The sequence below is a fragment of the Deinococcus rubellus genome (assembly GCF_025244745.1).
Taxonomy (GTDB): Bacteria; Deinococcota; Deinococci; order Deinococcales; family Deinococcaceae; genus Deinococcus; species Deinococcus rubellus.
Map to the genome: position 1 here is coordinate 1,282,498 of NZ_CP104213.1, position 13,429 is coordinate 1,295,926.

Below are 13,429 nucleotides of genomic sequence, written 5' to 3' on the forward strand. Positions count from 1 at the left end.
GCTGGTAAAGTCAGAGGATGCCTCTCCTCGACGACCTGCAAAGCATCCTACATGAAACCTTCGAGGGCGGCCAGCCGGGTCAGCCCACCCTGTTTCTGGACGGCACCAAGGCTGATGGCAGCGGCAATCATGGCCTCTTCGCCACGCTGGCCGGGCTGAGTGCGGCCCAGGCGTCCGAGGCCACGATACTGGGCCTGAGCGTCGCCGCCCACGCCGCCCACGTCACCTACTACCTGGAAGTCGGTTTGGTCTTCATGCGCGGCGAGACACCTTCTGGGCCATTCGACTGGAAGGGGAGTTTTGCGCCCGGAACGGTGGACGAAGCCGCCTGGACTGATGTGCAAAGCCGCCTGCGCGCCGCCTACGACGAGATGATGGCCCGCGTCGCTGCCGCCGAGCCTCTGGCCGCCGAGGAACTGGTCAACCCGGCGGTCCACAGCGCCTACCATCTGGGGGCCATCCGGCAGGCGGTGAAGCTGCTGCGCTGACCTGGGGGCCTGACTCAGCCCCGGCGTTGCAACCGGGCGATGAAAAAGCCGTCTATACCATCGTCCATCATGGTCAGGACTCCGGCCCCACTGGTGGTCACCGGCACCTGCAAGTCAGGCAGCGGTGCAGGCGAGAACTCGGGGTGGGCGTCCAGAAAGCGCTCCACCTGCTGCGGCCCCTCGGCCCTGGTCACGCTGCACACGCTGTAGACCAGCGTGCCGCCGGGCGAGACGAGCGGCGCGCAGGCGCTGAGCATCCGGCGCTGCAAGTCGGCCATCCCGGCCACGGCCTGCTGGGTCAGGCGCAGGCCGATCTCGGGGTGGCCGCGCAGGGTGCCGCTGCCGGTGCAGGGTGCGTCGAGCAGCACCAGATCGGCGGGGGCCAGATCGGGCGTCTGGGTCAGGTCGGCGGTCACGAACTCGGCCTTGAGGTGCAGGCGGCCCATGTTCTGCCGGGCCGGGCGGATCTTCTTGTCGCTCACGTCCACGCTCGTCACCTGCGCGCCGCGCGAGGCTAACATCGCCGCCTTGACGCCGCTGCCGCCCGCCAGATCGAGGACACGCCTGCCCTCCACCTCGCCCAGCGCCAGCACGCAGGCGAAGCTCGCCGGGTTGATCGGCTGCGCCCAGCCGTTCTTGAAGGCCGCCGTGACGCCCAGGGGACGCGAGAGCGAGACCCGGTACACGTCGCCGTAGCCCGGCTCCACCTCACTGCCCTCGCCGCGCAGGGCATTCACGCCCTCACCCGTCAGGCGCAGCCACAGCGGCTGGGGTTCGAGGAGGCTCGCCTCCACCGCCCTGGCCTGGGAGCCGTAGGCGTCCTGAAGTTCCGCTTCCAGCCACTGTGGCAGGGCCGCCACATCGGGCAGGCCCTCCAGGCGGCGCAGCACGGCGTTGACCAGTCCGGGCGGGCCGAAGCCCCCGCGCGCCAGATCGACGTACTCGTTGACCACCGCGTGAACCGGAGTGCCCAGCACGAATTTCTCGTAGGCCCCGGCCAGCAGCACGGCGCGGGTGCTGTCGCGGGTACTGCTGGTCAGCAGCGGAGTCAAGGCTGCGTTGAGACGGCGGTAGTGGCGCAGCGTGCCGTAGACGAGTTGGGTCGCCAGGCCCGCATCACGGCCCGGCAGGTGGCCGCGCTTCAGTTCGCGGTCCAGTTCGGAGGAAGCGAACGCGCCGCCGAGCACGCGGGTGAGCACGCGCAGGGCCACTTCGCGGGCCGGATTGGGGGAGGGAGCAGTCATCTCTCCAGCATAGCGTCCCTGTCAGGGCAGCGGGCGCTGTTTCCTGATCAGTGCTTGCCCCTGCTTCAGTCTTCAGGCGTTGTAGGTGCTGCTCGACGTGCTGCCGCCGCGTCCGGTCCAGTTGGTGTGAAAGAACTCGCCGCGCGGCTTGTCCACCCGCTCGTAGGTATGCGCGCCGAAGTAATCGCGCTGGGCCTGCAAGATGTTGGCGCTCAGTCGCTCGCTGCGGTAGCCGTCGTAATACGCCAGGGCGCTGGAAAAGGCGGGCGTCCAGACGCCGCGCAGGGCGGCTGCCGCCACCACCTGCCGCCAGGCCATTTGCGACTCCTGAATGGCCTGGGTGAAATAAGCGTCGAGCAGCAGGTTGGGCAGCGCTTTGTTGCTGCCGAAAGCCGCCTTGATCTTGTCGAGGAAGGCCGCCCGGATGATGCAGCCGCCGCGCCACATTTGGGCGATGGAGCCGAAGTCGAGCGTCCAGCCGTACTCGGCAGCGGCCAGTTCCATCATCTGAAAGCCCTGGGCATATGAGCAGATCTTGGACGCGTAGAGCGCCCGGCGCACCTGCTCCACGAACACGTCGTGGTCAGGGGCGTCTTGCGCGTCGGGGCCGCGCAGCACCTTGCTGGCCTCAACGCGCTGGTCCTTGAGGGCGCTCAGAATGCGGGCGAACACCGCCTCGGCAATGGTATTGGCTGGTGCGCCCACGTCGAGCGCTGTGACCGAGGTCCATTTGCCAGTACCTTTTTGCCCGGCCGTGTCCAGAATCACGTCCACCATCGGCTTTCCGGTTTCGTCGTCCACTTTTCGCAGAATTTCGGCGGTAATTTCAATCAGGTAGCTGTCCAGTTCGCCCTTGTTCCACTCGTCAAAGATTGCACCGATTTCGGGGGCACCCAGACCCAGCGCGCCGCTGAGCAGGCTGTAGGCTTCGGAAATCATCTGCATGTCGGCGTATTCGATGCCGTTGTGGACCATCTTGACGAAGTGCCCGGCCCCGCCCTCGCCCACCCAGTCGCAGCAGGGCTGGCCGCCGACCTGCGCAGCGATCTTCTGAAAAATGGGCTTCAGTTCCGGCCAGGCTTTGGCATTGCCCCCCGGCATGATGCTGGGGCCTTTGAGTGCGCCTTCCTCGCCGCCCGAAACACCCGCGCCGACAAACAGGATGTTCTTTTCGGCCAGGGCCTTCTCGCGCCGCACCGTGTCGGGAAAGTGGGTGTTGCCGCCGTCGATGATGATGTCGCCCTCATCTAAAAGTGGGGCGAGCATCTCGATAAAGGCGTCCACGGCTGGCCCGGCTTTCACCATCAGCATCACCTTGCGCGGCTTCTTGAGCAGCGACACGAAGGTGGGCAGGTCGTCCGCGCCCAGGATGGTCTGTCCCCTGGCGCGGCCCGTCACGAAGTCGTCCACCTTGCTGGTGGTGCGGTTGAAGGCCGCCACCGTGAAGCCCTTGGACGCCATGTTCAGAATCAGGTTCTCGCCCATGACCGCCAGTCCGATCACGCCGATGTCGGCAGTCGCCTCGTTGACGGGCGCAGCAATCAATTGGTGGCTCTCTACCGCTTCGGAACGCACCGCTTCGGGGCCGGCTTTAGTTGAAGAGGTGCTGGTGTTGTTCTCAGATTGGGTCATGGGGAAGGCTCCTTTTGAGAGTGAAGGAAAACGAACGGCTCATCCCGTCAGCGTTCTCAATATAGGCGCAGAGCAGATTAAGAATTAAAGCGGGAAGCCAGTCACAAAAAAGGAGGCGCAGCCCAGCGGCCCGCCTCCTTTGCTCAAATGTGAAAGTGAAGTGGTTTAGCCTTCCATCGAGGCCAGGCCGCCGCGCTTCTCTCCGCCAGATCCCTCGCCCTTCTTGGGCAGCCGCAGATTGGGCATCGGCAGGGTGGACAGGAACGCCAGCAGCGCCACGAAAATGCTGATCAGGTAGATGTGGCTGATGGTGTTGGCAAAGCCCACCTTGGCCGCCCGGCTGGAGAGGGCGTACGTCGTCTTGGCATCAGCCAAGGCGCTGGTCTGGGCGCTGCCGAGCTGCGACTTGATCTGCGCCAGCACCTGGGCCTTGCCCTGCTCGGTCTGGAGGGCCGCCGGTGGAATCTGGGCCAGACCGTTTCTGAGGCCCTCGGGCAGCAGTTGATTCTGGGTGATGCTGTTCAGGCTGCCGCTCTGCACGGCGGTCTGCACGCTGCCGAAGGTCTTGGCGAAGCTGTCGTTGATCTTGGCGTTGATGTCGTCCAGGGTCGGGGCGTTGCCGCGTCCCTGCGAGACGTTGGCCTGAGAAGCACTCTTGGCGGCGGCTTCCAGTTGGGCGGCAATGGCCGGTTTCTGGCCGGTCGCGGCGGCACGCAGCTGGACCGGAAGCTGGGTCGCCAGCGTGCTGGTCAGCACTGCGCCGAAGACGGCCGTGCCGATGGTGCTGCCCATCTGCTGAAAGAACTGCCCGCTGGAGGTCGCCACCCCGATTTCCCAGCGCTGCACGGCACTCTGAATCGCCAGGTTGTAGAGCGGCAAAGCCGGGCCGATGCCCAGGCCCAGAATGACCATGAAGAAGATGACGGTGCTGTAGGAGGTGTCGGCGTTGAGGGTGGAGAGCAGGTAAAATCCGCCGACCATCAGTGCCAGGCCCACCAGAATCAGCGGCTTGTAGATGCCCAGCCGGGCCGCGATCTGACCACTGACGATGGAGCCGAAGATCAATCCCATGGTGAGCGGAATGGTGGCCGTGCCCGCCTTGGTGGCGCTGACACCCTGCACGTTGACGAGGTACAGGCTCAGAAACAGAATCGCGCCCAGGAAGGCCGCGCCCAGAAAGAAGCGGGCCGTGACGCCCCAGGCAAACGTCGGATTCTTGAAGAGTGAGAGCGGCAGAATCGGGCTTTCGTGGCGCGACTCGACGAACAGAAACAGGACCAGCGAGACGGCAGAAGCGGCGAACAATGCCAGCACGGTGGTGTTGGTCCAGCCGTAGGTGGCTTCCGCGCCGAAGGTGAGGGCCAGCAGCAGCGGCACCGAGAAAGTCAGGACCAGAATCGCGCCCACGTAGTCGATCTTGGGTTTCAGGCCGCTGGCCAGAATCGGCATCTTGCTGGCGATAAAGGCGATGGCAATCAGACCGATGGGCAGGTTGACGTAAAAAACCCACCGCCACGAGATGTTGTCGGTCAGGAAGCCGCCGAGGAGCGGCCCGATGACGCTGGAGATGCCGAAGACGGCCCCGAACAGGCCCTGGTACTTGGCGCGTTCGGCGGGCGCGAAGATATCGGCGATGATGGCAAACGCCACCGAGGTCAGCGCCGCCGCTCCGAAGCCTTGCAAGCCCCGGAAGACGATCAGCTGCATCATGCCGCTGCCGAAGAGGTTGCCGAACCACGGCTCACCGGCCATGCCGCACAGCGCCGAGCCGATCAGAAAGACGACGATGCCGAACAGCAGCACCGGCTTGCGTCCGTAGATGTCCGAGAGCTTGCCGTAGATCGGCACCATGGCCGTGCCCGCCAGCAGGTAGGCCGTCGTGACCCAGGCATAGAGGTTGAGGCCGTTGAGGTCGGCGATGATGCGCGGCAGCGAGGTCGAGACGATGGTCTGGTCGAGCGCCGAGAGAAACAGGCCCAGCAGGGTGCCGACCAGAATCAGGACTTTGGTGCTCTGCGGCAGCACCTCGGCGTAATTGATGCGGTCTTCCAGGCGGGGGGTATTCGGGGGTGGTGCGGCTTGGGTCATACGGTCTCCTGGTGGGGGGTGGGCTGATGTGGGCTGGTCTGGGCAGTGGGCTGCTGGGCCTGGAGCTGCTGGGCTTCCAGAATGAGGGCGGTGATGGCTTCCTCCGCGCGGTTGATCTTCTCGGGGTTGACCTGACCGAAGACCTCGCTGTACGCGCCCATCATGGCCTTCTCCCGGATATAGAGAAATTGCTGGCCCTTGTCGCTGAGTGCGAGCAGTTTCTCGCGGCGGTTCTCGGGATTCTCGCGGCGCTCCATCAGCTCGCGGCGCACCAGTTCCTGAATCAGTTGGCTGGTGGCCGGAAGGCTCACGCCCAGGTGTTCGGAAAGCAGCGTCAAGCTGATCGGCGCAAACGCCCGCACTTTATACAGCGCTGTCATCTGGGTGAAGCTCACATCCTCGCCTTGCAGTTCGCTTTGCAAGATGCCCATGATCCGGTCGGACACCAGGCGGTGAAGCTGCTGCATACAGAAGGTGAGGCGCTCGGCGGGGTCGTTGGGATCGTGGTCGGGCAGCGCGCAGAGGGGAGGATCGAGGGTACTATTTACAGTCTGGTGGTGGGCGTTCTTCTGCACGCTTAAGATATTGAAACTATTCGGCCAGACAAAAAGTCATCTGTGCTACATGATTGAGCCAGCCGAAAGATATAGGTCTATAGGCATTCTGGCTTATGGCGCTGCACTGCGGACGATCGACCAGACCCAGCAGGCGAAGTCACAAAAAAACCGCACCCGGTAAGGGTGCGGCTCAGGAAAGCGGTGCTGAAAACTTGTTAGTGGCCGTCGCCGTCGGTGCTCTCGCGTTTGCCCTCGTTGTAACTGGCATTCGCTTCAGCGTTATGGACCTCGGCCTTGGCACGGTCTTCCGCAGCCTTGACCTTGTCCCCGGCGTTTTCCAGGGTGCTGCCGCCCACGTGGCTGGCAGCTTCATGTCCGGCGGCGCGCAAACGGTCTGCGCCCTCGTTGACCTTGGCCTTGGCAGAGTCTAAAAAGTTTTCAGCGGCAGATTTATCGTCACTCATCGTGGAGGACCTCCTGCGAAATTGGATTCCCGGTTGGGTAAGGGTACTGTTTCACCAAACCCTGGCGCTTGGGTGAGGTCTGCGTAAGGGCAGGTTGAATCAGTGGGGAGGACTGCACCCGGCCCGGTGACAGTCTTCGCGCCGTCGCCGCTGCCCCGCAGGGCCAGGGTGCGGTAAAGTGGACTGCCATGACCACACACCTCAAAGCTCCGGCGCAGGGCGAGAAGATCGCCATGCAAAACGGGAAACTGCATGTCCCGAACAATCCCATCATCCCCTTTGTCGAGGGTGACGGCACCGGCCCCGACATCTGGAAGGCCAGCGTTCGGGTACTCGACGCCGCTGTGCACAAGGCTTACGGCGACGCGCGCAAGATCGAGTGGATGGAAACCTACGCCGGAGAGAAGGCCGTCAACACCTACGGCGAGGGCGTCTGGCTCCCCGAGGAAACGCTCGACACCTTCCGCGAGTACCTCTTCGGCATCAAGGGGCCGCTGACCACGCCCGTTGGCGGCGGCATCCGCAGCATCAACGTGGCCCTGCGCCAGGAACTTGACCTCTACGCCTGCGTGCGTCCGGTGCAGTACTTCAAGGGCGTGCCCAGCCCGGTCAAGCGCCCCGAAGACGTGGACATGATCATCTTCCGCGAGAATACTGAAGACATCTACGCCGGAATCGAATACAAGGATGGCACCCCCGAGCGCGACAAGCTCCGCAAGTTCCTCTTGGAAGAGATGAATGTGACCGCCATTCGCTTTCCCGACACGGTGGGCCTGGGCATCAAGCCGGTGTCGCGTGAGGGCACCGAGCGGCTGGTGCGCGCCGCCATCAAGTACGCCATCGACAATGGCCGCAAGAGCGTGTCGCTGGTTCACAAGGGCAACATCATGAAGTTCACCGAAGGGGCCTTCCGCGACTGGGGCTACGACCTGGCCAAGCGCGAGTTCGGCGGCGTGGAGATCGACGGTGGCCCGTGGCTCAAGTTGCCCGGCGGCATCGTCATCAAGGACATCATCGCCGACAACTTCCTCCAGCAGATTTTGCTGCGTCCCACCGAGTACGACGTGATCGCCACCCTGAATCTCAACGGCGATTACCTCTCGGACGCGCTGGCGGCGCAGGTGGGCGGCATCGGCATCGCGCCAGGGGCCAACATCAACTACGAGACCGGCCACGCCATCTTCGAGGCGACCCACGGCACCGCGCCCAAGTACGCGGGCAAAGACGTTATCAACCCCAGCTCGGTGATCCTGTCGGGCGAGATGATGCTGCGCTACATGGGCTGGACCGAAGCCGCCGACCTGATTCTCAACTCGCTGACCAAGACCATCGGTGAGAAGACCGTGACCTACGATTTCGCCCGCAACCTGGAAGGCGCGAACGAGGTCAAGACGAGTGCCTTTGCCGACGCTTTGATCGCCAACATGTAAATCTGCTTCAGCGGGAAAGGCCGGGGCCATGCGCTCCGGCTTTTTTTGTTGCTGACTGGAACTGGGCGGGCTTGTGTGGACCCGCCCGGCAGCGTAGAACCTGGAGGTGAGGGCGTTTCCCTGGCGGTTTGATGTTCGTTTGTGTGCGCCCGGCGCGGCCTCCCGGCAGGTCGGCGCATGAGTATTGCCGGGCCGGGTCAACACCCGCTGGACAATCCCATCTGGCATGCCCTCACGGGGCCGCAGGTGGAGTTCGCGCTTGGCGGCGGCCCACTGCGGTTCTTTGCGCCCGAGGTGGCCCCCTTCACCGCTTTCGAGGAGCGCGACGAGGCGGCACTGATTTCGGCCCTGGCTGACCCTGCCGCCGTGCCTGCCCAGATCGTCCTGTTCCGGCCCCAGCTCGAGCCCGCACCCGCTGGCTGGACGCTGGCGTATCAGAGCGGTGTGGTGCAGATGGTCTGCCCAGACGACTCGCGGTTGGATGATTCAGGGTTGGCCGAGTCGGCGTCGGTGGTGCGGCTCGGCCCGGCGGACCTCCCCGAGATGCTGGAACTGGTGGCGCTCGCCCAGCCGGGGCCGTTCGGGCCGCGCACCCCCGAGCTGGGAGCTTATTTCGGGGTGCGGGAAGGCGGGCGGCTGGTGGCGCTGACTGGCGAGCGGCTGCGGCTCGGCGGCTTCACCGAGGTCAGTGCCGTGTGTACCCATCCCGACTGGCGCGGGCGTGGCCTGGCCCGCCGCACCGTCAGCCGGGTGGCCCGCAAAGCGTTCAGTGAGCAGCAGACGCCGTTCCTGCATGTGATTGCCGGGAACGTCGGGGCCATCCGCTTGTACGGGTCGCTGGGCTTCGTGGAGCGTGCCCGCCTTCAGCTCTCGGTGTGGGGGCCAGTGTAAAACGCGACCTACACTGAAGGCATGATCCTGCCGATTCCCACCCAGCCGCTGTATTACACCGACCCGGCCCAACTGACCTTCATGGCCCTGGTGACCCAGGCTGAGGGCCAGCGGGTCGCCCTCAGCGCCACCGCGTTCTATCCGGAAGGCGGCGGCCAGAACGCCGATGTGGGCGACCTGACCTGGGCCGGGGGCGAGGCTCAGATCACCGACACCCAGAAGGACAGGGCCGACAGGGAGAGCGGCGTCATCTGGCACACCCTCAACGGCGACGTGCCGGAGGTGGGCGCGGCGGTGCGCGGCGTGGTGGATGCGGCGTCGCGCTGGCACAACATGCAGCGTCACAGCGGCGAGCATCTGCTGGCCCAGGCGTTTTTCCGCCTCGACCCGAGGTTCGCGGTGGCAGCGGTCGGTATGCGAAACGCTGAATGCACCATCGATCTGGAAGGCCAGCCGGCGGAGGCCGACGCGCGGGCCGCTGAAATGCTCCTGAGGGAAACGCTGGGACGAACGCCAATCAAACTCCGCACGGTGGAGGTGCTGGAAGCCGAGCTCGCGCGCTACCCGCTGCGCCGCACCACCAAGATCACAGGCACGGTGCGGCTGGTGATCTTTGAGGACGAGGCGGGCTCGGAAGGGAAACCGCAATTCTTCGACGTGAGTGCCTGCGGCGGCCTGCATGTGCCCTGGGCGGCGATGGCCGGGCCAGTGACGGTGCTGCGGACCGAGCGAATCAAGGGGGGGCTGACCCGCGTGGTCTTCGTGGCGGGCGAGGCTGCCGCCGAGCGCCTGGGCGACATGTATCAGGCTTCCAGAGCGCTGGCCGCGACCCTCAGCGCAGGCCCTGGCGACCTGACGGCGCGGGTGGAAACGCTGCGCCGCACGGCCCAGACGCAGGCGGCCCGACTCGCCGCTGCCCAGACAGCCCTGGTCGGCCACGAGATCGTCGCCCTGCCTACCGAGTGCCTGCCCACCGAGAATCTGGGTGACGTGACACTGCGGGTACTGACCTTGCCGGATGCGGCTCTGCTGCCCACTGCCTTGAGCGCCGCGCCCGAGGGGGCCGTGCTGCTCATCACCGCGCCGGGGGGCCGGGTGGGCCTGGGCACCCCGCCCGGCCTGCACGCGGGCGAGCTCCTGAGACGGGTGCTGGCCGTGTCGGGCGGTCAGGGCGGCGGCAAGCCGGACGCGGCCCAGGGTCAGACGCCCGACCTGAAAGGCTTTCTGGTGGCCTTCAAAGCGGCGCTGGCTGAGGCCTGAGCGCCGGGAGACGAAGGGAGGAGGACGTTCTGCAAACGTTCCGATGTTGCGTGGGCAGATTCACGTGAACGGGCCGTCATGAAAATGTGACAACGCCTGAGGAGAATGAGAGAAATTCCGCATGCCCTGGGATGTTGCCGTGTTGCCGAAAACCTCTTTCTCTTGACCGCTGGGCCACGCCACTGGAGTCACGCACGATGAACCCCGAAACACGATGAACTCTGAAATCAGTCCGACCACCTTTCCTCCTGCACTGCTGGATAGCCGCGATTTGACGGCCCAGAACGTACTCACCCTGATTCACATCGCCCTGGAGGCCGCAGACCTGGGAGCAGGGGTGGTGCCGACGCTCGACACCCTGATCAGCCACACGGCGGCGGTGGGCGCGGCGTACTTCCAGATCGGCGCGCAGGTCGCTCCGCAGCTTGGTACCCAACCCGGACTGGTCCAGCCCACGCCACTGATCTATCAGGTGCGGGCGGCAGCGGGTGAGTTGCCCGACACGCCGGGCATGCAGGCCATTGCCGCTCACGGTCTGCCCGCCGACACGCCGCTGATGCAGGCGCTCTATAGCCGCCGCACGCCGATGTTCTTCGACGACGTGGCCAAGCAGCCGCAGACGGCGGGCTTTGCCGAGCTGGGGGTCGCCAGCCTGGCGGCTGCCCCGGTGCTGGGCATGCGCGGCGAACTGCTGGGAGCCTTCCTGATGCATACTTTCGTGGCCCATGCCTGGAACGAGGAGGAGGTGCGGCTCTTCAGCAGCGTGGTGGGGACCATCGCCGCGCTGACGGCCCGGCTGGCTGCCGAGGAGCAGGTGACCTCGGCCCGCGAGGCGGCGCTGCGGGCGCTGGGGCTGGCGCTCGAAACCCGTGACCGCGAAACCCAGGGCCACACCGACCGGGTGACGCTGATGGCCAGCCAGCTCGCCGCGCAGTTCAAGCTCAGTCATACCGAGGCCCAGGCGCTGCGCTGGGGCGCGTACCTGCATGACATCGGCAAGATCGCCATCGCCGACTCGATTCTGCACAAGCCTGGCAAGCTCAGCGAGGAAGAATTCGCGTTAATGCGCGACCACGCTGTATTCGGTCACAACTTTGCCAGCGCGCTGGGCTTCTTGCCGCCCGCTTCTCTGGCGGTGGTGGCCCAGCACCACGAGCGGTGGGACGGCCAGGGCTATCCCGGTGGCCTGCGCGGCGAGGAGATTCACCTGCTGGCGCGCATTTTCGCTCTGTGCGACGTGTACGACGCCCTCGTCAGCGTGCGGCCCTACAAGCCTGCCTGGACGCCCGAGGAAGCCTGCGCCGAGATCGCCCGCCAGTCGGGCAGGCACTTCGACCCGCAGGTGACGGCGGCCTTCTTCGAGCTACTCGCGGCCCAGACGATGGCGGCGGCGAGCGACTGAGCCAAACGCTTCAAGCTGCGCTCCCTTCGGCTATCCTGCCCGCATGCTGATCATCGAACGTGCCGAGATTTATCTGCTGAGGCTGCCGCTCAAGTTCCGCTTCGAGACCAGCTTTGGGGTGCAGACCGACAAGCAGGTGCCGCTGCTGCTGCTGCACGGCGGCGGCCTGACCGGCCTCTCCGAGGGCGTGATGGAAGCCCTGCCGATGTACCGCGAGGAGACCATCACGGGCGCGCTCGGCTTTCTGACCGGGGCGGCCCTGCCTGCCGTGCTGAACCAGCGCTTCGCCAACCCCGAGGCGGTGGGCGCGGCGCTTGAGCCCTGGCGCGGCAACCGGATGGCCAGGGCGATGGTCGAGATGGCGGCCTGGGATCTGTGGGCGCGGCAACTCGGGCTGCCGCTGTGGCAACTGCTGGGCGGCAACAAGACGGAAGTGGAGGTGGGCGTGTCGCTGGGTATTCAGGCGTCGGCCCAGGCGACCGTGGAAAGTGTCGCCAAGCACGCGGCGGAAGGCTACCGCCGCATCAAGCTCAAGATCAAGCCCGGCTGGGACGTGGAGCCGGTGCGGGCGGTGCGCCAGGCTTTTGCTGATCTGCATCTCACGGTGGACGCCAACAGCGCCTACACGCTGGCCGACGTGGCCCGGCTACAAGCGCTCGACGAGTTCGGCCTCGACTACATCGAGCAGCCGCTGGCCTGGGACGATCTGCACGACCACGCCACCTTGCAGGCCCATCTGAAAACGCCGATCTGCCTCGACGAGAGCATCGCCAGCGCCGCTGACACCCGCAAGGCGCTGACCCACGCCGCCGGGCGGGTCATCAATCTGAAGGTGGGCCGGGTCGGAGGCCACAGCGAGGCGCGGCGCGTACATGACGTGGCGCAGGCGTTCGGGGTGCCGGTCTGGTGCGGCGGAATGCTGGAGAGCGGAGTGGGCCGGGCGCATAACATTCACCTCTCGACCCTGCCGAATTTCAGCAAGCCGGGCGACACGTCCAGTGCCAGCCGCTACTTCGCCACCGACACCGTCAACGAACCGCTGGAAGCCGAGAACGGGTTGATGCCGGTGCCGCCCGGTCCCGGTATCGGGGTCAGTCTCAACCGCGAGTTCGTGGAAGCCAACGCCGACTATCATCAGGAATTCAGTCTTTGAGCGCGGGCGGGTTCGTCATCCGCGACCTCGTCAGTGCCCCGGAGATGCAGGTGCTCGAAGACATCCAGCGCGCCGCCTGGGGCTACCCTGAGACTGAGGTGCATCCAGGCAACATCTTCCGCATTCACGCGCATGTCGGCGGGGTGGTGGCGGCGGCCTTCCCGGCGACGCCAGCAGGGGAAGTGGCAGGCGAGGCGTTCGGCTTCGTGTACGGCTTCCCTGCGTACCGGGAGGGCCGCCTCTGGCACCACTCGCACATGCTGGCGCTGCGGCCCGAGTGGCGCGGCTCCGGGGCGGCACTGGCCCTCAAGCTGCACCAGGCCCGGCGTGCCCGCGGGATGGGCCTGAAGCTCATTACCTGGACCTTCGACCCGCTCGTCGCCCGCAACGCCCGCTTCAATCTGGGCAAACTGGGCGCGCGGGCTGTGTCGTACCATCCGGAGTGGTACGTCTCTGCGTTCTTGCCTGCCGACCGCCTGATGGTGGAGTGGGAGTTGCCCCACCTTGACCTCACTGAACCGGACCTGGCTGGACCGGACCTCCTGGGGCAGCACTCCCAGCCCGTTCCCGTACCCGGCCAACCCAGAGTGCTGAAAGCGCAGGGTCAGGCTCCCGGTGTGCCTGATTTGAGTGCCGACGCGCCCAGCCTGCTGGCCGAGGTGCCGCTCGACGCCTTCGCACTGCCCGACCCGCTGCCGCTGGCCTGGCGGCTGGCGCTGCGGGAAGTGCTGGGCCACTACCTCGGCGTGGGCTACGCCGTCACCGACCTGTTGCGGCAGGGGGAGCGGGCGTTTTACCTGCTGGAGCGCTAACCGCCCAG

General features: G+C 65.8%; 12 protein-coding genes. 7 read left to right on the forward strand and 5 right to left on the reverse strand.

Annotation, left to right across the window (positions count from 1 at the left end; translation table 11 throughout):
* The first annotated feature begins 17 nt into the window (after positions 1 to 17).
* A complete protein-coding gene (locus N0D28_RS06750) occupies positions 18 to 488 on the forward strand; it encodes a DinB family protein (RefSeq protein ID WP_260561600.1) in 471 nt (156 codons plus the stop codon).
* 14 nt (positions 489 to 502) lie between these two features.
* Here N0D28_RS06750 and N0D28_RS06755 read toward each other — a convergent pair whose 3' ends face one another.
* From N0D28_RS06755 to N0D28_RS06775, 5 genes are all read right to left on the reverse strand, one after another.
* Positions 503 to 1,732, reverse strand: coding sequence for a transcription antitermination factor NusB (locus N0D28_RS06755; protein ID WP_260561601.1), 1,230 nt, complete (start codon positions 1,730 to 1,732; stop codon positions 503 to 505).
* A 72-nt stretch (positions 1,733 to 1,804) separates the two neighbouring features.
* Positions 1,805 to 3,364, reverse strand: coding sequence for a decarboxylating NADP(+)-dependent phosphogluconate dehydrogenase (gene gnd, locus N0D28_RS06760; RefSeq protein ID WP_260561602.1), 1,560 nt, complete (start codon positions 3,362 to 3,364; stop codon positions 1,805 to 1,807).
* Between the two features lie 165 nt (positions 3,365 to 3,529).
* Positions 3,530 to 5,452: an MDR family MFS transporter gene (locus tag N0D28_RS06765; RefSeq protein ID WP_260561603.1), complete on the reverse strand. Its 1,923-nt coding sequence runs from the start codon at positions 5,450 to 5,452 to the stop codon at positions 3,530 to 3,532.
* Entirely contained in the window at positions 5,449 to 6,027 is a 579-nt protein-coding gene (locus N0D28_RS06770; RefSeq protein ID WP_260561604.1) for a MarR family winged helix-turn-helix transcriptional regulator, read from the reverse strand. The genes N0D28_RS06765 and N0D28_RS06770 overlap by 4 nt, the downstream gene beginning before the upstream one ends.
* 197 nt (positions 6,028 to 6,224) lie before the next feature.
* The gene (locus N0D28_RS06775) at positions 6,225 to 6,473 is read right to left on the reverse strand and encodes a hypothetical protein (RefSeq protein WP_260561605.1); all 249 of its coding nucleotides are present in this window, start codon (positions 6,471 to 6,473) and stop codon (positions 6,225 to 6,227) included.
* 188 nt (positions 6,474 to 6,661) lie between these two features.
* On the opposite strand from N0D28_RS06775, the gene icd reads away from it, so the two are divergent.
* From icd to N0D28_RS06805, 6 genes are all read left to right on the forward strand, one after another.
* Positions 6,662 to 7,903 (forward strand): NADP-dependent isocitrate dehydrogenase, encoded by a 1,242-nt coding sequence (gene icd, locus N0D28_RS06780; RefSeq protein ID WP_260561606.1) that lies wholly within the window; start codon positions 6,662 to 6,664, stop codon positions 7,901 to 7,903.
* A gap of 177 nt (positions 7,904 to 8,080) precedes the next feature.
* Positions 8,081 to 8,794 (forward strand): GNAT family N-acetyltransferase, encoded by a 714-nt coding sequence (locus N0D28_RS06785; protein ID WP_260561607.1) that lies wholly within the window; start codon positions 8,081 to 8,083, stop codon positions 8,792 to 8,794.
* Between the two features lie 21 nt (positions 8,795 to 8,815).
* Positions 8,816 to 10,054, forward strand: a complete 1,239-nt coding sequence (locus N0D28_RS06790) for an alanyl-tRNA editing protein (protein WP_260561609.1) — start codon at positions 8,816 to 8,818, stop codon at positions 10,052 to 10,054.
* A gap of 214 nt (positions 10,055 to 10,268) precedes the next feature.
* Positions 10,269 to 11,456, forward strand: a complete 1,188-nt coding sequence (locus N0D28_RS06795) for an HD-GYP domain-containing protein (protein WP_260561610.1) — start codon at positions 10,269 to 10,271, stop codon at positions 11,454 to 11,456.
* A gap of 43 nt (positions 11,457 to 11,499) precedes the next feature.
* Positions 11,500 to 12,609 carry an o-succinylbenzoate synthase gene (gene menC / locus N0D28_RS06800; protein WP_260561611.1) on the forward strand — a complete coding sequence of 370 codons (1,110 nt, stop codon included), beginning with the start codon at positions 11,500 to 11,502 and terminating at the stop codon, positions 12,607 to 12,609.
* Positions 12,606 to 13,421: a GNAT family N-acetyltransferase gene (locus N0D28_RS06805; RefSeq protein ID WP_260561612.1), complete on the forward strand. Its 816-nt coding sequence runs from the start codon at positions 12,606 to 12,608 to the stop codon at positions 13,419 to 13,421. The genes menC and N0D28_RS06805 overlap by 4 nt, the downstream gene beginning before the upstream one ends.
* Positions 13,422 to 13,429 lie beyond the last annotated feature (8 nt).

What these genes read in the sequence shown, in the direction of transcription:
- N0D28_RS06750 (WP_260561600.1), top strand. Translation starts at nt 18, where the DNA reads ATGCCTCTCCTCGACGACCTGCAAAGCATCCTACATGAAACCTTCGAG.
- N0D28_RS06755 (WP_260561601.1), bottom strand. Translation starts at nt 1,732, where the DNA reads ATGACTGCTCCCTCCCCCAATCCGGCCCGCGAAGTGGCCCTGCGCGTG.
- gnd (WP_260561602.1), bottom strand. Translation starts at nt 3,364, where the DNA reads ATGACCCAATCTGAGAACAACACCAGCACCTCTTCAACTAAAGCCGGC.
- N0D28_RS06765 (WP_260561603.1), bottom strand. Translation starts at nt 5,452, where the DNA reads ATGACCCAAGCCGCACCACCCCCGAATACCCCCCGCCTGGAAGACCGC.
- N0D28_RS06775 (WP_260561605.1), bottom strand. Translation starts at nt 6,473, where the DNA reads ATGAGTGACGATAAATCTGCCGCTGAAAACTTTTTAGACTCTGCCAAG.
- icd (WP_260561606.1), top strand. Translation starts at nt 6,662, where the DNA reads ATGACCACACACCTCAAAGCTCCGGCGCAGGGCGAGAAGATCGCCATG.
- N0D28_RS06785 (WP_260561607.1), top strand. Translation starts at nt 8,081, where the DNA reads ATGAGTATTGCCGGGCCGGGTCAACACCCGCTGGACAATCCCATCTGG.
- N0D28_RS06790 (WP_260561609.1), top strand. Translation starts at nt 8,816, where the DNA reads ATGATCCTGCCGATTCCCACCCAGCCGCTGTATTACACCGACCCGGCC.
- N0D28_RS06795 (WP_260561610.1), top strand. Translation starts at nt 10,269, where the DNA reads ATGAACTCTGAAATCAGTCCGACCACCTTTCCTCCTGCACTGCTGGAT.
- menC (WP_260561611.1), top strand. Translation starts at nt 11,500, where the DNA reads ATGCTGATCATCGAACGTGCCGAGATTTATCTGCTGAGGCTGCCGCTC.